This window comes from Bradyrhizobium sp. CCBAU 53351 (assembly GCF_015291745.1).
Taxonomy (GTDB): Bacteria; Pseudomonadota; Alphaproteobacteria; order Rhizobiales; family Xanthobacteraceae; genus Bradyrhizobium.
Genome location: NZ_CP030059.1, coordinates 5,112,382 through 5,132,816, shown reverse-complemented (window position 1 = coordinate 5,132,816; position 20,435 = coordinate 5,112,382). Strand labels below are relative to the sequence as shown.

Sequence of the window (20,435 nt, the reverse complement as noted above, 5' to 3'; positions counted from 1 at the left end):
TTTCGTTAAGCCATTGATTTCTTAGAGATACCCGCATTGGCATGGCCTTTGCGACTGTCTCCCCCGACTGCGGCCATGGTCGACCGGCCGCCGAGATCGGATTTGGAGACAAAGTTATGGGTATCTTCGATGCAATGAACACCTCGGTGGGTGGCCTGCAGGCGCAGTCCTACGCGCTGCAGAACATTTCCGGCAACATCGCGAACTCATCGACCACCGGTTACAAAGGCATCGGCACCAGCTTCGTCGATCTCATCCCCGACTCCTCGGTTCCGAGCAAGCAGGTCGCGGGCGGCGTGACGGCCAATGCCAAGGCCACCATCACCACGCAGGGCACGATCTCGGGCTCCACCGTCGCCACCAACATGGCGATCACCGGTGACGGCTTCTTTTCGATTCAGAAGGCGACCGGCGTCGTCGACAACGTGCCGGTGTTCAGCGGCGTCACCTATTACACCCGCCGCGGCGACTTCCAGCTCAATGCCAACGGCAACCTGGTCAACGGCGCCGGCTATTACCTGATGGGCGTCACGGTCGACCCCAAGACCGGCAACCCCACCGGCAACGTGGCGAACGTCCTCAAATTCCAGAACAACTTCATTCCGGCGCAAGCGACCACCTCGATCCAGTATGCGGCAAACCTGCCAACCCAGCCGAACACTGCAGCGAGCTCGACCGCCACGACAGGGTCGCTGCTGGCGGCTGGCGGCCTCAACCCGTCGGATTTCGCTGCCAACCCGCTTCCGGTCGGCACGCCCCCCGCGCCCTATACCAACAACACCGCTTCGGGCGCCGCGGCCACGGGCAACCTCCGCTCGCCTTACTCTTCGACGACGAACACCGGATCGGTCGCCCTCCAGAACAACTCGGCGGCCGTGGCATCGACGACGACATCGCTGGATGCCGCCGTCGGCACCCATCTCGCATCGAGCATTCTCACCGCACTGAGCGGCCAGACGCTGACGATCAACGGCAACACGATCACCTTCAACACCGGCAACACGGTCACACTCGGCACCAACTCGACCATCGGCCTGGGCGCCGGCACGCCTGCGACGGTCCAGGACATTCTGACCGCAATCCAGAACGCAGGCGGTGCTGGCGTGACCGCGTCTCTCAACACCAGCGGCAACATCGTGATTTCGAGCGGCACCTCCACGGATGTGGCGGTGAACAGCGGCACCGCGGCCACGGCGCTCGGCATCACCAGCGTGACGCGCGGCGGCAACGTGCTGTCCTCGCCCGCGATCTCGGGGTCGACGCTGCTGAGCGGCAGCGCCACGGCCGGCGGCGCCGAGGTTCTCACCTCCGGCTTTTCGGCGGGCCCGCCTGCCGACACGATCACCGTCAACGGCCAGACGCTGACCTTCGTGGCTTCGGGCGCGAGCGGTCCGAACCAGATCAACGTCACCGACAACATCACGACCCTGCTCAGCAAGATCGATGCGCTCTCCGGCGCCACCGGCTCGTCCGTCAGCACCAGCGGTGTGATCACCTTGAACACGGGCACCGTGTCCAACCTGTCGGTGTCCAGCTCCAACAGCGCCGCCTTCGCCGCGCTCGGCTTCACATCCACCATCACCAAGAACCGTAACGGCGGCGGCACCGCGGGCACCGGCGGGGTGATCGGCAACGACATCGCGACCTTCACCAAGGAGTCGATCAGCGGCGGCGCGGTGACCGCTTACAACGCTGCGGGTACGCCGGTGAACCTGCAATTGCGCTGGGCCAAGACCGACAGCGCCTCGCTCGGCGCAGGTCACTCCGACAGCTGGAACCTGTTCTACCAGACCGATCCGAACGCGACCGGCACCACGGTCGGCTGGGTCAATACGGGGCAGGCCTTCACCTTCGCTTCCGACGGCTCGCTGACCACGCCGAGCGGCTCGGGCATCACCATCAACAATGTCAGCGTCAGCGGCCAGTCGCTCGGCTCCGTCGCCTTCAACATCTCGACCGGCGGACTGACGCAATATGCCAGCACGTCGGGCGCGGTGACCATCAACACCATCACGCAGAACGGCTACGCCGCAGGCCAATTGCGGTCGGTCGCGGTCAACAACAGCGGCCTCGTGGTCGGCACCTTCTCGAACGGCCAGAACCTCAACCTCGCCCAAGTCTCGCTGTCGCACTTCAACGGCACCAACTATTTGAAGGCGATGGATGGTGGCGCCTATGCCGCGACCGAACAGTCGGGTGCGGCGATCGACGGCGCATCGGGGAGCATCAGCGGCTCGTCGCTGGAAGGCTCGAACACCGACATCGCCGACGAATTCACCAAGCTGATCGTGACCCAGCAGGCCTATTCGGCCAACACCAAGGTGATCACGACGGCGAATTCGATGGTGCAGGACCTCCTGAACGTGTTGCGCTGATCGGCGCGTGACGTAACCAAAGGCGGCAAGTAACATGGGTTTGAGTTCAGCCCTCGCCAGCGCGATGAGCGGCCTGCGTGCCAACCAGGCCGCGCTCTCGATCGTCTCCTCGAACGTCGCGAATGCGCAGACGCCGGGTTACGTCGTCCAGACCCCGAACCAGATCGAGGTCACCACCGGCGATTTCGGCTCGACGGCGATGACGACCGGCGTCAGCCGGGAGCTCGACACCTTCGTGCTGAACCAGCTGCGCACCGAGACCGGCGGCAGCGGTTACGCCGCCCAGATGGCCAACATCCTGAAGCAGCTTCAGAGTGTCTATGGCACGCCCGGCAACAGCGGCACGCTGGAAACCGCGCTGAACAACTTCACCACGGCGCTGCAGGCGCTGTCGACCAGCTCGGGCGCGTCGTCGGCGCAAACGGTGGCCCTCGGTGCGGCGCAGGCGCTGGCCACGCAGCTCAACGTCACCACCAAGGGCATCCAGTCGCTGCGCTCCAACGTCGAGCAGGATCTCGGCACCTCGGCGCAGGCCGCGAACGCTGCCATGCAGCAGGTCGCCAACATCAACACCAAGCTGCAGGGCCTGTCGGCCAACGACCCCTCGGCCGCGACGCTGATGGACCAGCGCGACCAGGCCATCAACACGCTGTCGAAATATGTCGACGTCCGCGTCACCACCGACGGATCGAACCAGGCCAACATCTACACCACGACGGGCATCCAGCTGGTCGGTGCGGGGCTCGCCTCACAATTCACTTTCGCTTCCGCCGGGGCGATGTCTGCGACCTCGCTCTACAACATCGATCCGGCCAAGTCGGGCGTCGGCGCGCTCAACATCGTGCTGCCGAACGGCTCGAAGGTCGACGTCGTCGCCAACAACGTGGTCTCATCGGGCCAGATCGCGGCTGATCTGAAGCTGCGCGATCAGACGCTGGTGCAGGCGCAGAACCAGATCGACCAGCTCGCCGCGACGATGTCGAGCGCATTGTCCGACAAGACCACGGCCGGCAGCACGGTGTCGGGTCCGCCCGCTGGCTTTGACGTCGACCTCGGCGGCGCGCTCCCGGGCAACACCGCCACCTTCACTTACACCGACACGGCCACCAACACCCAGCGCCAGATCACGCTGGTGAATGTGACCGATCCGGCTGCCTTGCCGCTGCAGAATGCGACCAACGCCAACCCGATGCAGATCGGCGTGAATTTTTCCGGCGGCATGGGCGCGATCGCCTCGGCGCTCAACACCGCGCTTTCGACCTCGCATCTCAGCTTCTCTGCCGCGCCAGCGCCGGCGAGCGCCACGACGCTGCGGGTCACGGACGACAATTCCGGTCTCGCCAGGGTCAATTCGGCCTCGACGAGCAAGACCGTGTCGTCGCTGACCTCGGGCAATCCGCAACTGGCGGTGTTCACCGATGGCGGGCAGGCGCTTTACACCGGCGCGATCACCGGCTCGGGCTCGCAGCTGACCGGCTTTGCCGGTCGCATCAAGGTGAACACGCAGCTGACCGCCGACCCCACCAGGATGTCGGTGTACAACACCTCGCCGGTGACGCCCGCGGGTGACACCACGCGTTCGGACTATCTCTACTCGCAGCTCACCAGCGCGGTGTTCTCCTATTCACCGCAGAGCGGCCTCGGCTCGGCCAACCAGCCCTTCACCGGCAGCGTCTCGGGCTATCTGCAGCAATTCCTCAGCATCCAGGCCAACGCCTCAACTCAGGCCACCCAGCTCCAAGAGGGGCAGGGCGTCGTGGTCTCGACGCTGCAGGCCAAGTTCGACTCGACCTCCAAGGTCAATCTGGACTCGGAGATGTCGAACCTGATCCAGCTGCAGAATGCCTACGCCGCCAACGCCCACGTCATGTCGGTGGTGCAGAGCATGATGAACACGTTGATCCAGGCTCAAGTGTAGAAGTAACGGAGCGCTGAAACATGTCGATCAGCAGTATCAACTACTCCTCGTCGGTTCTCGGCTCGCAGATCCGCAACATCAATCAGCAGCTCACCGACCTGTCGACGCAGCTCTCGACCGGCAAGCTGTCGCAGAACTATTCCGGGATGGGCACCAACGAGGGCTTTGCGATCGCCGGGCGCGCGCAGCTCTCCAACATCGCCGCCTATACCGACACGATCACCAACGTCAACGTCAGCATCAACCTCGCCAACACCGCGTTGCAGTCGCTGACCAAGATCCGCAGCACGGTGCAGACCGGCGCCGCCAACACCGCGCAGGATCTCAACGTCAACGGCCAGACGATCGCGCAGAACACCGCCGCGGCGCAATTCGGCTCGATGGTCGGCGTCCTCAACACCCAGACGGGCAACCGCTATCTGTTCTCCGGAACCGCGGTCAACACGCAACCGGTTGCGGATGCCGGCGACATCATCAACGGCACCACGACGCAGGCGGGCTTCAAGACCGTGATGGCGGAACGCCAGGCCGCTGACCTCGGCGCCAACGGCATGGGCCGTCTGGTGCAGACGCAGCCGACGCCGAGTTCGGTGAAGGTGTCGGAAGACGTCCCCGGATCGCCGTTCGGCCTCAAGCTCAAGGCGGCCTCCCTGACGATGCCAACTGCGACGCTCACCGGCCCGAGCGGCTCGCCGGTGTCGTTCGCCGTCGATCTCAACGGCGTGAATCCGAGCAATGGCGACAAGCTGAGCGTGCAGTTCACGCTGCCGGACGGCACTACCGAGCAGATCGACCTGACCGCCTCCACCGCGACGCCGACGCCGCTCGGCAGCTTCGCGATCGATCCGGGTAATCCCAATGCCGTTCCGCCGGTTCTTCCCGACCCGAACGTCACGGCGTTGAACCTCAACAACGCACTGAATACTGCGATAAAGAAGCTCGCTGGCACCTCGCTGGTGGCGGCGTCGGCCGTGACCGCCGGCGACAATTTCTTCAATACGGTTGGATCAGCCACCGCGAACGCGGCTGGCACCAGCAATCTGATCTCTTATACCTCGACGACCGGGACGGGCTCGGTCGCGTTGCAGGACAGCGCAGCGGCGGCCGCGTCGACGACGACCTCGCTTGATCCGGCGGCGACACCCCATCTCAACGGAGCCGTCCTCACCGCGCTCGCCAACGCTCCGACCGGTACCACTCTGACCATCACCGGCGCGAACGGCGCCCACACGATCACCTTCGACCCGGCCGTCACCACGGTCACGACGGCCGGTGGCAACACCACGATCGGACTGGCTTCGGGCAGCACTGCGAAGATGTCTGATATCCTGAATGCGATCGCGACGGCCGCCGGCATCCCCGCCGCAAACGTAACCTTGAGCGCCGGCGGCAATATCCAGATCGCGACCGGCACCGGTACAGACGTGTCGGTCACCGGCGGCCCGGCGGCCACGGCGCTCGGTCTCAGTAGCGTGACGCGCGGCAACGCGGCGTCGACGCCGCCGATCACCGGTTCGACCGTGCTCAGCGGCACTGCGATTGCGGGTGGCTCGCAAGTCCTCTCGACGGCGTTCCAGGCGGGGTCGGCGGGACCGCCTGTCGTCAACCCCGATACGATCACGGTGAACGGTCAAACGCTGACGTTCGTCGCCTCGGGCGCCACAGGCCCGAACCAGATCAACATTACCGACGACATCACAACTCTGCTCGGCAAGATCGATCAGTTGACCGGCACCTCGAAGCCGTCGACCATCCATGGCGGCTTCATCACGATCAACACCGACAATCCCGGCAGCCTCAACATCAGCAGTTCGAACGGCGCGGCGTTCGGAGCGCTTGGCTTCACGTCCTCTCCGGTCACGGCAGCAAAGGCTCCGCTGCGGGTCGGGACCTCCCCGGCAAGCTCGGCGACCACGCTGGTAAACGGGACCGCCACCACCGTGAAATGGTACCAGGGCAACGACGGGCCCGGCTCGGCGCGCTCGACAGCGATGGCGCGGGTCGACGATTCCGTCACGGTGCAGTATGGCGCCCAGGCGGACGAAGATGCGATCCGCCGGCAATTGCAGGCGATCGCGGTGTTCGGGACGTTCTCGACCTCGCCGACCGGGCAGTATTCGGGCGGGCAGGTCTCCGCGCTGAGCCAGCGGGTGACGCAGGCTCTGACGCAGCAGCCCGGCCAGCAGCGCATCGAGGACATCCAGACCGACATCGCGATGGCCCAGAACACGATGAAGGACGCCTCCACGCGCCAGACCCAGGCCAAGGCGCAGCTCCAGACCATCATCGACCAGGCGGAATCGGCTTCGCCCGACCAGGTGGCGAGCCAAATCCTGGCGCTGCAGAATGCGCTGCAGGCATCCTACCAGGTGACCTCGAATCTCGCGCAGCTCTCGCTCGTCAAGTTTCTGTAAGGGCGCGTTAAGGCGCCGTTAACCATGCCTCTTTACCTCTTGGTGAGGATTGGAGCGGGGCGGAGCTGCCGATGTCGGACAAGATGCAACTGGTGGTGGCAACGCCGTGCTTCGGCGGGCAGGTGTCGAGCATCTATGCGAGCTCGATCTTCGCGCTGCAGCGCGCCGTGCACGGCATGTCCAATCTCGAGCTCAAGGTGCTGCTGCGGGACGGCGACGCGCTGATCACCCGCGCGCGGGCCAATCTCGTCGCGATGTTCCTGGACGATCCCAAGGCGACGCATTTCCTGTTCATCGACGCCGATATCGGCTTCAAGCCGGAGCAGGTGTTCCGGCTGATCGAATGCGGCGCGGACGTCGTGGCCGGCTGCTATCCGATCAAGCGTGTCAACTGGGACAAGGCCGCGCGGGCGATCCAGTCCGGCCGGGCCGACGTGCCGGCGGCTTCGCTGGATTATGTGCTCGAGATCGAGGATCCCGACCGCATCGTCGTCGTCAACGGTTTTACCCGCGTGCGCTACGCCGGCACCGGCTTTCTGATGATCCGGCGCCACGCGCTGGAGGCGATGTGCCGCCATCCGGACTATGCCAGCCTGCAGTTCTTCCGCGAGCATTCGCACGACACGCTGGTCACGAGCCGGAACCGCTTCGCGCTGTTCGAATGCATGATCGATCCGGCGACCGGCACCTATCTGTCCGAGGACTTCGCTTTCTGCAAGCGCTGGACCGATATCGGCGGCGAGATCTGGGCCGACATCCAGAGCTCGCTCGATCATGTCGGACCGTCGGTGTTCCACGGCGACATCGCCTCGCAATTCGCACCGGCGCCCGGAGGGGCGGCGGCCGATGCGGCGTGAAGCTTTCGGGATGAGCACCGGCGCATCCCGTCTGTCAGAATTCGAACGCGCATCCGACAGCGGTTCGCGTTATCGCCTGCGCGATCTCTTCACGCCGCTCGACACGCTGCTCGTCTCCGGCGGAGATCCGCGGCTGGCGCTCGACGCCACGGATCGCGTCAACCTATATGGCTGCGCGGCCTCGCCGGAGCCGGAGCTCTGGAATTTCGCGTCCTCGACCGCGTCGACGATCTCGCAAGCTGGCTATGACCGCGCCGCGTTGGCGCGCGAAGAGCTGGTGCACAAATGCCTGTTCGACGAAGTCGAGGTCGCCTTCGACGCACGTTGCGAGGACATGCGCAGCGAGCTGCGCGGCCACCTCCAGCTGCCGCCGCGCGTCGACATCGTGTTCTCGCCCTCCGGCACGGACTCCCAGCTCCACGCTTTGTTCCTGGCGCGCGCGGTGCTCGGGGCGCCGCCGGTGACGATCGTGGTCGGCGCCGACCAGACCGGAAGCGGGACGAGCCATACCGCTCGCGGGCATCATTTCAGCTCCATGACGGCGAGCGGCCTTGCCGTTCGCAAGGACGGCGCGATTGCGGGGCTCGCCGGCGCCAGTCTTGCGCTGCCGCTGGTTCAGGCGGGGCCCGGGATTGCGATGCGCGGGGAGGCCGATGCCGCGGTGCTGCAGGCGGTGGAGACCGTGATCGCGCAAGACGCGCCCGTGCTGCTCCAGATCATGGATGCATCGAAGCTCGGCTGGTGCGCACCGAGCGCGGCCTGCCTCGATGAGATCGCGCGGCGTTGGCCGCGCAAGGTCCAGATCGTCGTCGACGCCTGTCAGGCGCGGCTCGGCCGCCGCCGGCTGCGCGCCTATCTCGACCGCGGCCATATGGTGCTCATGACGGGCTCGAAATTCTTCGGCGGGCCCGCCTTCAGCGGTGCGCTGCTGGTGCCGAAGGGCCTGTCGCGCTCGATCGACCGGATCGAGCGGATCGCGCCCGGCATCTTCGATTATGCCGGCCGTTGCGATTGGCCGATGGCCTGGACGGCGCTGCGTTCGCGCTTCGACCGCCGTCCCAATTTCGGTCAATGGCTGCGCTGGGAGGCGGCGCTCGCCGAGATCGGCGGGTATTACGCCGTACCCGGCGCATTCCGCGCCAGGGTGCTCGCCGAGCTCGCCGTCGGCATCGACAGCATGATCGCGTTGTCGCCGTCGCTTCAACCCGTGCCAACCGTGACCGGCACGGCCGGCGTGGATGACGAGGAATTTGCACAAACTACGATTTTTCCGTTCATGCTGCTGCGCGGTGGCAAGCCGGTCTCGATCGCCGAGACCAATGCCATTCATCAGGCGCTGGCGCGTGACATGAACGAGAAGATCGGCGGCAGTGCGGCAGACCGGCAGGTCGCCGCGCAGCGCTGCCTGATCGGCCAGCCGGTCCGTCTGGAGCGGCCTGACGCGGCACCACAGGCGGTGCTGCGCCTTTGCGTCGGCGCCAGTCTGGTGACCGAAGCCTGGTCGCCTGATACGGCCGAGGCGCAACGCAATGTGAAGCATATTCTCGATCGCATCGCCCATGTGCTGGTAAAGATCGAGCTGCTGCTTGACCGTGGCGCAGTCGCGGCCACGCCGGTAAACTCCGCGTTCGAGGTGTGAGATGCAGCATCCGGTTTCCGCGCCGCTTCGCATGACCGCGGCGAACTTTGCCGATCGCATCGGCTTTGCGCAGTTGACGCGCCGTGCCTTCGAAGGTGTCGACCTGCATCCGCTGCGCGACCATCTGGTGGCGCGGATCGCGGCAGGAACGGCGCTGGCGGGCGAAGGACTGGACCTGTCGCTGATCACCCAGCTTCTCGGCGACAAGGATCGAGGCCTTGCGATCCAGTCGGAGGTGCTGGCCTTCCATCAATTGTTCCGCACGCCGAGCACTGCTGCGAAGCCGGGCTTGCGCGTGCTGGCGCTTGCCGCCGACATCGACATGGGCGGCAACACCCCGATCGATTTTCTGCTTGAAGGCTCCGACATCGAGCTGTTGACGCTCTACGTGATCAAGGGCGTCGGCCTGCCGGAGAGTTTGCCCGAGCACGACGTTGCCATCGTGGTCGCCTCCGATTCCGAGGAATGCCGCGATGCGCTCGACCTGATCGAGAAGGCCGCACCGCATTGGCCGCGGCCGCTGCTCAATCGTCCCGATCGCATCGGCAATCTCGATCGCGACAAGCTGCATCGGCTGCTGGCCGGCGTACCGGGTCTCGACATTCCCGCGACCATCCACGCGACGCGCGCGCAATTGTCGGATCTTTCGCAAGGGCGGATCGCTTGCCGAGACATCGCGGGTGAACTGCGCTTTCCGATGATCGCGCGGCCGCGCGGCTCGCATGCCGGCGTCGGGCTCGCAGAGCTCGACAATGCGGCGGCGCTCGCAGCCTATCTCGCCGAGCGCGACGAGCAGGACTTCTTCGTCGCGCGCTTCGTCGACTATGTGAGCGGCGACGGGCTCTATCGCAAATATCGTCTCGCGATGGTCGACGGCAAGCCTTACGCCTGCCACATGGCGATCGCCGACCGCTGGGATATCTGGTATCTCAACGCCTACATGGCATTCAGCGAGGAGAAGCGAGCAGAAGAGGCGCTCTTCATGCGCGATTTCGACCACGCCTTCGCGGCGCGTCACAGCAGCGCGCTCGACGAGATGAGCAGGCGCGTCGGCCTCGATTATTTCATCGTCGATTGCGCGGAGAACCAGGCTGGCGAACTCCTGGTCTTCGAAGCCGACAACACCGCCGTCGTGCACAACATGGATTCGCCAGACGTGTTTCCCTACAAGCCGCCGCAGATGCGCAAGATCTTCGCGGCGTTCGCGGCGATGCTGTCGCGGTATGCTGCAGCCGTGGAGAGCGCAACATGAACGAGATCATCCGCAACACGCAAAGCACGACTGCGCACACCTCGCTCGACCCGCAGGACTGGAGCGCATTTCGCGCGCTCGCTCATCGCATGCTCGACGAGACGATCGACGGCATCGCCAATGTCCGGACGCGTCCCGTCTGGCAGCCGATCCCCGATGAGGTCCGCGCTTCATTCAAGGCCGACGTGCCGCGCGAGGTGAGCGATCTCGCCGAGGTCTACCGCGAATTCGCCGAGCACATCGCGCCCTATGCGACCGGCAACGTCCATCCCGGCTTCATGGGCTGGGTGCATGGCGGCGGCACCGCGGTTGGCATGCTCGCGGAAATGCTCACGGCCGGCCTCAACGCGAATCTCGGCGGACGGGACCATATGCCGATCGAGGTCGAGCGCCAGATCGTCGACTGGATGCGCCGCCTGTTCGCTTTTCCGGACAGCGCGAGCGGCATCTTCGTCACGGGCACGTCGATGGCCAATCTGATGGCGGTGCTGGTGGCGCGCACGGCGGCGCTGGGCACGCTGGCGCGGCAGTACGGCATCGGCAATGACGGCGCGCTGCTCGCAGCCTATACGTCGCAGGCCGCGCATGGCTGTGTGTCCAGGGCGATGGACATTGCCGGGCTCGGCAGCGATGCGCTGCGCAAGATCGGCGTCGATGCCGATCATCGCATCGACGTTGCCGCGCTGCGCGCGCAGATCGCTGTCGATCGTGAGGTCGGCTTCAAGCCCTTCCTGGTCGTCGCGTCTGCCGGCACGGTGGACATTGGTGCGATCGACGATCTCAAGGCCGTTGCACAGCTGTGCCGCGAGGAGGGAATCTGGTTTCACGTCGACGGTGCTTTCGGCGCGCTCGCGATTCTGTCGCCCGAGCTCGCGCCGCTGCTCGGCGGTATCGAGCTCGCCGATTCCATTGCACTCGACTTCCACAAATGGGGTCAGGTGCCTTACGATGCCGGCTTCCTGCTGGTGCGCGATGGCGAGCAGCATCGGCAGGCCTTTGCGCAGCCCGCGGCCTATCTGCGCCGCGAGGCGAGGGGGCTTGCGGCGGGGGCGGTCTGGCCCTGCGATCTCGGACCCGATTTGTCGCGCGGCTTTCGTGCGCTGAAGACCTGGTTCACCCTGAAGACGTTCGGCACCGACCGGCTCGGTGCGACGATCGCGCGAAGCTGCGCGCTGGCGAAGTATCTCGAAGCACGCGTGCTGGCCGAACCGCGATTGGAATTGCTGGCGCCGGTCAACCTCAACATCGTCTGTTTCCGCTACCGTGCCATTGACGCGGTCAACCGCGAGATCGTTGCCGACATCCAGGAGTCCGGAATCGCGGCACCGTCGAGCACGACGCTGGACGGCAAGTTCGCGATCCGCGCCGCGATCGTCAACCACCGCACTGAGGCGGCGGACATCGATGCGCTCGTCGCGGCGGTGCTGGAGTTCGGCGGACGGCGCTGCGGCGAGGATCTGATCGAGGTCGAGGCACCGCCGCTCGCGGCGCAATAGCGCACGCATTGTTGAAACGACAGCGGCCCCGGAGATGATCCGGGGCCGTTGTCGTTTGCGGGACTGTGTCGTTGATCAGGCGGCGGAACTCACGTCGTCCTTGGCCACTTCAGCCGTGGGATGGGTGGCCTCGAACTGGCTCCGCAGCTTCTCCTCGTAGGCGATCAGCTTGCGGGCATCCTTCAGCGCCCGGTAGAGGTCGCCATTCAGGATGTTGTTGTTGATGGCCTCAATGATCGGCCAGGCACTCGGCACCGCGGTGACGATGTCGCGCACCAGGTTGAAATAGGTGCCGTGCTGGGTCTGCGGATCCGGCGAGATGTACATGAGCTGCACCGCCAGATAGACGAGCTTGGCAGGCGTATCGGCGGTCTCCGGCGTGAGGATGTCGCGCTCGCGCAGGATCGGCACGTTGTCGCCGTCGATCAGGAGGCGGGCGCGCTGGTCCGTGTTGGTAATCACGCAGTTACCGACGATGATGCGTTCGTGCGGTCTGAGCTCGACCTTGAGGGCCATGCCTGTTCTCCATCAACGCTTTCGTAACCGAGCGTTCGTTGCGGCCTCTGAAGACGCGATTCTCGCTCGCAATTAGTTAACGAGCTGTAAATCCACACCGTTCGCACTGAAAAGCCCAATATTTTCAAAGGTGCATTTGTGCGGCGGCGCAGCGATCCGCGCCGTTCCCCGGACCGAATCACACGTGACCCGGCGAAAGTGCGGGTTTCATTTCATGTTTCGTTAGAGGTCTCCGCGCCACGGTCCGCCGTCGCTGGATCACTCGCGATCCAAGCAGACGTGTAACAGTAGCGTCGTTTACCAGAAAGGTAACAGAGTCATGTCCGGTATCGTCCTCTCCGCATCGGTTCGTCAGAACCTGCTCTCTCTCCAGTCCACCGCTGACCTCCTCGCCACCACGCAGAACCGTCTGTCGACCGGCAAGAGCGTCAACTCGGCTCTCGACAATCCCACCAACTTCTTCACGGCACAGTCGCTCGACAACCGCGCCAGCGACATCAACAACCTGCTCGATGGCATCGCCAACGGCGTGCAGGTGCTGCAGGCCGCCAACACCGGCATCACCTCGCTGCAGAAGCTGATCGACTCCGCGAAGTCGATCGCCAACCAGGCGCTGCAGACCACCGTCGGCTACTCCACCAAGTCCAACGTCTCTGCCACCATCTCCGGTGCGACGGCGGCCGACCTGCGTGGCACCACGAGTTTCGCCAGCGCCACGGCGCTCGGCAACGTGCTCTATAACGGCACGGCCGGCGGCGCCACCGCGGCAGGTTCGTCTGCCACGCTCGGTGCAACCCAGGGCTCGTTTGCGGGCACCGGGGGTCTTGCGGCCGACGGCACGACAGGCATCTCGTCGGCCACCACGCTGCTCGGCACCACCGCCGCCGGCAAGCTGACCACCGCTCCGAGCGATGGCGATACGCTGACGGTGAACGGCAAGACCATCACCTTCCGCACCGGCACTGCGCCGGCTACGAGCGCCGTTCCGACCGGTTCGGGCGTCAGCGGTCATCTCGTCACCGACGGCAGCGGCAACAGCACGATCTATCTCGGTGACACCGCGACCACGTCGACGCTGGCGACCGTCGGCGACATTCTGACCGCGATCGACCTCGCCAGTGGCGTCAAGACCTCGACGATCTCCGCTGGTGCAGCGACCATCGGTGCTGCTTCCGGCGCATCGCCCTCGACCGCTGCCGCGGGCGTCGTGACGCTCAAGAGCTCGGCGGGTGCCGACCTGTCCGTGACGGGCAAGGCCGACTTCCTGAAGCAGCTCGGTCTGACCGGTGCGACGGGCGGCGGCAATATCACGTTGACCGCGACCCGCACGACCAGCTCGGGCTCCTTGAGCTCGCTGATCTCGGACGGTTCATCGCTGAACGTCAATGGCCACGTCATCTCGTTCAAGAACGCGCCGGTTCCGGGCTCGACCAACGCCCCGGCGATTCCGAGCGGCTTCGGTGTCAGCGGCAACGTTCTCACCGACGGCGCCGGCAACTCGACGGTCTATCTGCAGTCCGGCACGGTTGCCGACGTGCTGAGCGCGATCGACCTTGCCACCGGCGTGCAGACCGCCACCATTGCCGCCAACGGCACCGCGACGCTTGGGGCCGCCTCGGGCCAGATCGCCTCGTCGATCAATGCCTCCGGCCAGCTCAAGCTGTCCACCGGCGTCAATGCCGACCTGTCGATCACCGGCACGGGCAACGCGCTGAACGTGCTCGGTCTTGCCGGCAACACGGGCACGGCGACTGCGTTCACTGCCGCCCGTACCTCCGGCATCGGCGGCATCAGCGGCAAGACCTTGACCTTCACCTCCTTCAATGGCGGCACGGCGGTCGATGTCACCTTCGGCGACGGCACCAACGGCACGGTCAAGACGCTCGATCAGCTCAACTCGAAGCTTCAGGCCAACAACCTGTCGGCGACGATCGATGCCAACGGCCTGCTGACGATCTCGACCACCAACGACTACGCGTCCTCGACCATCGGTTCGAGCGCCGCGGGTGGTGCGATCGGCGGTACGCTGACGACGGCGCTGACGTTCTCGACGGCTTCCAGCCCCGTCCAGGACACGGTGGCGCAGACCTCGCGTGCCAACCTGGTGTCTCAGTACAACAACATCCTGAACCAGATCGACACGACCGCTCAGGACTCCTCGTTCAACGGCGTCAACCTGTTGAACGGCGACCAGCTCAAGTTGGTGTTCGACGAAACCGGCAAGTCGAACCTCAGCATCACCGGCGTGACCTACAACTCCAAGGGTCTCGGCCTTGCTGCGCTGACCAGCGGTGTCGATTTCATCGACAACGCCGCCACCAACAAGGTGCTGACCAACCTGAACGCTGCGTCGAGCACGCTGCGCTCGGAAGCTTCGAGCCTCGGTTCGAACCTCTCGGTGGTGCAGGTTCGTCAGGATTTCAACAAGAGCCTGATCAATGTGCTGCAGACCGGTTCGTCCAACCTGACGCTGGCCGACACCAACACCGAGGCAGCCAACAGCCAGGCGCTGTCGACCCGCCAGTCGATCGCGGTCTCCGCGCTGTCGCTGGCCAACCAGTCGCAGCAGAGCGTGCTGCAACTGCTCCGCTAAGTCGCGGCAGACATCGCAAAGCAAGATCCGGCGGCGGGGCTTCGGCCCCGCCGCTTTTTTTTTGCGTCGGCATCGGGATGCCGCTCGATGAAGTGGGATGATGTATCGGATGCAGCCAATTGCTCACTCTGAGTTATGGTTGACAAGTGGCAAATGGCTCGTCGCCGCGCCAAAAAGCGTCATCCTATCATGACGATATGGAGAAGCGTGATCAGGCTTCGATCGCCCGTATGGTGAATCCGCGCAGGGACTGGCGCGACACGCTTCATGCTTTGTTAGCCCTCCACGTTCACCGTCCCGAGCATCGATTAATCCTAATCGAAGTTTTGTTGCGTTGCGTACCAGAAGGGTAACACTCAATGTCCGGTATCGTTCTCTCTTCCTCAGTTCGTCAGAACTTGCTCTCCCTCCAGTCCACCGCTGACCTCCTCGCCACTACCCAAAGCCGCCTGTCGACCGGCAAGAGCGTCAACTCGGCCCTGGACAATCCCACCAACTTCTTCACCGCACAGTCGCTCGACAACCGCGCCAGCGACATCAACAACCTGCTCGACGGCATCGCCAACGGCGTGCAGGTGCTGCAGGCCGCCAACACCGGCATCACCTCGCTGCAGAAGCTGATCGACTCCGCGAAGTCGATCGCCAACCAGGCGCTGCAGACCACGGTCGGCTACTCCACCAAGTCGAACGTCTCCACCACCATCTCCGGTGCGACGGCGGCCGACCTGCGTGGCACCACGAGCTTCGCCAGCGCCACGGCGCTCGGCAACGTGCTCTATAACGGCACGGCCGGCGGCGCCACCGCGGCAGGTTCGTCTGCCACGCTCGGTGCAACCCAGGGCTCGTTTGCAGGCACCGGGGGTCTTGCGGCCGACGGCACGACAGGCATCTCGTCGGCCACCACGCTGCTCGGCACCACCGCCGCCGGCAAGCTGACCACCGCTCCGAGCGATGGCGATACGCTGACGGTGAACGGCAAGACCATCACCTTCCGCACCGGCACTGCGCCGGCTACGAGCGCCGTTCCGACCGGTTCGGGCGTCAGCGGTCATCTCGTCACCGACGGCAGCGGCAACAGCACGATCTATCTCGGTGACACCGCGACCACGTCGACGCTGGCGACCGTCGGCGACATTCTGACCGCGATCGACCTCGCCAGTGGCGTCAAGACCTCGACGATCTCCGCTGGTGCAGCGACCATCGGTGCTGCTTCCGGCGCATCGCCCTCGACCGCTGCCGCGGGCGTCGTGACGCTCAAGAGCTCGGCGGGTGCCGACCTGTCCGTGACGGGCAAGGCCGACTTCCTGAAGCAGCTCGGTCTGACCGGTGCGACGGGCGGCGGCAATATCACGTTGACCGCGACCCGCACGACCAGCTCGGGCTCCTTGAGCTCGCTGATCTCGGACGGTTCATCGCTGAACGTCAATGGCCACGTCATCTCGTTCAAGAACGCGCCGGTTCCGGGCTCGACCAACGCCCCGGCGATTCCGAGCGGCTTCGGTGTCAGCGGCAACGTTCTCACCGACGGCGCCGGCAACTCGACGGTCTATCTGCAGTCCGGCACGGTTGCCGACGTGCTGAGCGCGATCGACCTTGCCACCGGCGTGCAGACCGCCACCATTGCCGCCAACGGCACCGCGACGCTTGGGGCCGCCTCGGGCCAGATCGCCTCGTCGATCAATGCCTCCGGCCAGCTCAAGCTGTCCACCGGCGTCAATGCCGACCTGTCGATCACCGGCACGGGCAACGCGCTGAACGTGCTCGGTCTTGCCGGCAACACGGGCACGGCGACTGCGTTCACTGCCGCCCGTACCTCCGGCATCGGCGGCATCAGCGGCAAGACCTTGACCTTCACCTCCTTCAATGGCGGCACGGCGGTCGATGTCACCTTCGGCGACGGCACCAACGGCACGGTCAAGACGCTCGATCAGCTCAACTCGAAGCTTCAGGCCAACAACCTGTCGGCGACGATCGATGCCAACGGCCTGCTGACGATCTCGACCACCAACGACTACGCGTCCTCGACCATCGGTTCGAGCACCGCGGGTGGTGCGATCGGCGGCACGCTGACGACGGCGCTGACGTTCTCGACGGCTTCCAGCCCCGTCCAGGACACGGTGGCGCAGACCTCGCGTGCCAACCTGGTGAACCAGTACAACAACATCCTTCAGCAGATTGACTCGACCGCGCAGGACTCGTCCTTCAACGGCGTTAACCTCCTCAACGGCGACCAGCTCAAGCTGGTGTTCGACGAGACGGCCAAGTCCAGCTTGAGCATCACCGGCGTAACCTACAACTCCAAGGGTCTGGGCCTCGCTGCGCTGACCAGCGGTGTCGACTTCATCGACAACGCTGCCACCAACAAGGTGTTGGCGAATTTGAACACCGCGTCTAGCACGCTGCGCTCGGAAGCATCGGCTCTGGGTTCGAACCTGACGATCGTGCAGGTTCGTCAGGACTTCAACAAGAACCTGATCAACGTGCTGCAGACCGGCTCGTCCAACCTGACCCTGGCCGACACCAACGTCGAAGCGGCCAACAGCCAGGCGCTGTCGACCCGCCAGTCGATCGCGGTCTCCGCGCTGTCGCTGGCCAACCAGTCGCAGCAGAGCGTGCTGCAACTGCTCCGCTAAGTCGCGGACGACATCGCAGAGCAAGATCCGGCGGTGGGGCTTCGGCCCCGCCGTTTTCTTTTTGCTCCTAGCTCAAAAGCTTTCGAGAGGGCAGGCAGCGCTCGAGAAAGTAACCAGCGGTTATGGTTAATGGAGCGTAAGCGCCAGGAATCGCCAATGATTTCAGGTGGGTTGTCGCTCGTCTCGGCGCCTTCGGCTCGCTTATGGTGAACCGGCGCTTATGCAGTCTGCACTCCTTTCACCCTTTGTTAGCCACGTCGCGGCACGCTGAGCCCGTCACTCGATCCACAAGCGATCGAACGAAGACGCGTAAGCCAGAAGGGTAAAGAGTCATGTCCGGTATCGTTCTCTCTGCGTCGGTTCGTCAGAACCTGCTTTCTCTCCAGTCCACCGCCGATCTTCTCGCCACCACACAGAACCGTCTGTCGACCGGCAAGAGCGTCAACTCGGCTCTGGACAATCCCACCAACTATTTCACCGCCCAGTCGCTCGACAACCGCGCCAGCGACATCAACAACCTGCTCGACGGCATCGCCAACGGCGTGCAGGTGCTGCAGGCCGCCAACACCGGCCTGACCTCGCTGCAGAAGTTGATCGACAGCGCCAAGTCGATCGCCAACCAGGCGCTGCAGACCACCGTCGGTTACTCCACCAAGTCCAACGTCTCGACCACGATCGCCGGTGCGACGGCGGCCGACCTGCGCGGCACGACGTCCTTCGCCAGTGCGACAGCCAGCAGCAACGTGCTGTATAACGGCACGGCCGGCGGCACCACCGCGGCAAGTGCGTCCACCACCCTCGGCGCAACCCAGGGCTCGTTTGCGGGCACCGGGGGTCTTGCGGCCGACGGCACGACAGGCATCTCGTCGGCCACCACGCTGCTCGGCACCACCGCCGCCGGCAAGCTGACCACCGCTCCGAGCGATGGCGATACGCTGACGGTGAACGGCAAGACCATCACCTTCCGCACCGGCACTGCGCCGGCTACGAGCGCCGTTCCGACCGGTTCGGGCGTCAGCGGTCATCTCGTCACCGACGGCAGTGGCAACAGCACGATCTATCTCGGCGACACCGCGACCACGGCGACGCTGGCGACCGTGGGCGACGTCCTGGCCGCGATCGACCTCGCCAGTGGCGTCAAGACCGTGACGATCTCCGCTGGTGCAGCGACCATCGGTGCTGCTTCCGCCGCATCGCCCTCGACCGCCGCTGCGGGCGTCGTGACGCTCAAGAGCTCGGTGGGGGCCGACCTGTCCGTGACTGGCAATGCCGACTTCTTGAAGGAGCTCGGTCTGACCGGTGCGACGGGCGGCGGCAATATCACGTTGACTGCGACCCGAACGACCAGCTCGGGCTCCCTGAGCTCGCTGCTGCAGGATGGTACGTCGCTGAATGTCGACGGCCACGTCATCACCTTCAAGAACGCGCCGGTTCCGGGATCGACCAACGCTCCGGCAGTCCCGAGCGGCTTCGGCGTCAGCGGCAACGTTCTCACCGACGGCAACGGCAACTCGACGGTTTATCTGCAAACCGGCACCATCGCCGACGTGCTGAAAGCGATCGACTTCGCCACCGGCGTGCAGACCTTCACGCTCAATGGCAGCGGTGGCGGCACGCTCGCAACAGCGGTCGGGCAGGCTGCATCGACCATCAACACGTCTGGACAGCTCAAATTGTCGACCGGCATCAACGCCGACCTGTCGATCACCGGCACGGGCAATGCGCTCTCCGTGCTTGGTCTCGCCGGCAACACCGGCAGCGCGACGGCGTTCTCGGCCGCCCGCACCTCCGGCATCGGCGGCATCGCCGGCAAGACCTTGACCTTCACCTCCTTCAACGGCGGCACGGCGGTCAACGTCACCTTCGGCGACGGCACCAACGGCACGGTCAAGACGCTCGATCAGCTCAACACCAAGCTGCAGGCCAACAACCTGTCGGCAACGATCGACGCCAACGGCTTGCTGACCATCACCGCGTCCAACGACTACGCGTCCTCGACGCTCGGCTCGACCGCGGCTGGCGGTGCGATCGGCGGCACGCTCACTTCGGCGCTGACCTTCTCGACGGCTTCCAACCCCGTCCAGGACGGTGTTGCCCAGACGGCGCGTGCCAATCTGGTGTCTCAGTACAACAACATCCTGAACCAGATCGACACGACCTCGCAGGACTCCTCGTTCAACGGTGTCAACCTCTTGAACGGCGACCAGCTCAAGCTGGTGTTCGACGAGACCGGCAAGTCGAGCCTGAACATCACCGGCGTGACCTACAACTCCAAGGGTCTCGGTCTTGCCGCGCTGACCGTCGGCGTCGACTTCATCGACAACGCCGCCGCCAACCGCGTGCTGACCAATTTGAACGCCGCGTCGAGCACGCTGCGCTCGGAAGCCTCGAGCCTCGGCTCGAACCTCTCGGTCGTTCAGATCCGTCAGGACTTCAACAAGAACCTGATCAACGTGCTGCAGACCGGCTCGTCCAACCTGACCCTGGCCGACACCAATGTGGAGGCCGCCAACAGCCAGGCGCTGTCGACCCGGCAGTCGATCGCGGTCTCCGCGCTGTCGCTGGCCAATACCTCGCAGCAGAGCGTGCTTCAGTTACTCAGGTAATAAGCGACTGAAATAACTGGATAAAATCGAGCGGCGGGGCCATTTGCCCCGCCGTTCTTTTTGCGTCCTGGGCGGGCAGGGGCGTTCACTCGCCATTAACCCTGTCCCTTAAACCGGCGTTAACCATACTTTAAAG

At 64.8% G+C, this 20,435-nt stretch carries 11 protein-coding genes; 10 read left to right on the top strand and 1 reads right to left on the bottom strand.

Annotated features, from left to right (window positions below; translation table 11 throughout):
• Nucleotides 1–116 precede the first annotated feature (116 nt).
• The 7 genes from XH83_RS24425 to XH83_RS24395 all read left to right on the top strand — a co-directional run bounded on the left by XH83_RS24425 (nucleotide 117) and on the right by XH83_RS24395 (nucleotide 11,951).
• A complete protein-coding gene (locus tag XH83_RS24425) occupies nucleotides 117–2,375 on the top strand; it encodes a flagellar hook-basal body complex protein (protein ID WP_194403258.1) in 2,259 nt (752 codons plus the stop codon).
• 34 nt (nucleotides 2,376–2,409) lie between these two features.
• Complete coding sequence (flgK, locus tag XH83_RS24420; protein ID WP_194403257.1) at nucleotides 2,410–4,293, top strand: flagellar hook-associated protein FlgK; 1,884 nt, start codon at nucleotides 2,410–2,412, stop codon at nucleotides 4,291–4,293.
• 20 nt (nucleotides 4,294–4,313) lie between these two features.
• On the top strand, nucleotides 4,314–6,707 hold the full coding sequence (locus XH83_RS24415) for a flagellar hook associated protein (protein ID WP_194403256.1): 2,394 nt from the start codon (nucleotides 4,314–4,316) through the stop codon (nucleotides 6,705–6,707).
• A gap of 71 nt (nucleotides 6,708–6,778) precedes the next feature.
• Nucleotides 6,779–7,564 (top strand): hypothetical protein, encoded by a 786-nt coding sequence (locus tag XH83_RS24410; protein WP_194403255.1) that lies wholly within the window; start codon nucleotides 6,779–6,781, stop codon nucleotides 7,562–7,564.
• Nucleotides 7,554–9,203: a hypothetical protein gene (locus tag XH83_RS24405; protein WP_194403254.1), complete on the top strand. Its 1,650-nt coding sequence runs from the start codon at nucleotides 7,554–7,556 to the stop codon at nucleotides 9,201–9,203. The genes XH83_RS24410 and XH83_RS24405 overlap by 11 nt, the downstream gene beginning before the upstream one ends.
• A gap of 1 nt (nucleotide 9,204) precedes the next feature.
• The gene (locus tag XH83_RS24400) at nucleotides 9,205–10,455 is read left to right on the top strand and encodes a hypothetical protein (RefSeq protein WP_194403253.1); all 1,251 of its coding nucleotides are present in this window, start codon (nucleotides 9,205–9,207) and stop codon (nucleotides 10,453–10,455) included.
• Entirely contained in the window at nucleotides 10,452–11,951 is a 1,500-nt protein-coding gene (locus XH83_RS24395; RefSeq protein WP_194403252.1) for an aspartate aminotransferase family protein, read from the top strand. The genes XH83_RS24400 and XH83_RS24395 overlap by 4 nt, the downstream gene beginning before the upstream one ends.
• A 75-nt stretch (nucleotides 11,952–12,026) precedes the next feature.
• Here XH83_RS24395 and flbT read toward each other — a convergent pair whose 3' ends face one another.
• Entirely contained in the window at nucleotides 12,027–12,467 is a 441-nt protein-coding gene (gene flbT, locus XH83_RS24390) for a flagellar biosynthesis repressor FlbT (RefSeq protein ID WP_194403251.1), read from the bottom strand.
• Nucleotides 12,468–12,786: 319 nt separating this feature from the next.
• On the opposite strand from flbT, the gene XH83_RS24385 reads away from it, so the two are divergent.
• From XH83_RS24385 to XH83_RS24375, 3 genes are all read left to right on the top strand, one after another.
• Entirely contained in the window at nucleotides 12,787–15,060 is a 2,274-nt protein-coding gene (locus XH83_RS24385; RefSeq protein WP_194403250.1) for a DUF1522 domain-containing protein, read from the top strand.
• 359 nt (nucleotides 15,061–15,419) lie between these two features.
• Nucleotides 15,420–17,693 (top strand): DUF1522 domain-containing protein, encoded by a 2,274-nt coding sequence (locus XH83_RS24380; RefSeq protein WP_194403249.1) that lies wholly within the window; start codon nucleotides 15,420–15,422, stop codon nucleotides 17,691–17,693.
• 332 nt (nucleotides 17,694–18,025) lie between these two features.
• Nucleotides 18,026–20,299, top strand: a complete 2,274-nt coding sequence (locus tag XH83_RS24375; protein ID WP_194403248.1) for a DUF1522 domain-containing protein — start codon at nucleotides 18,026–18,028, stop codon at nucleotides 20,297–20,299.
• Nucleotides 20,300–20,435 lie beyond the last annotated feature (136 nt).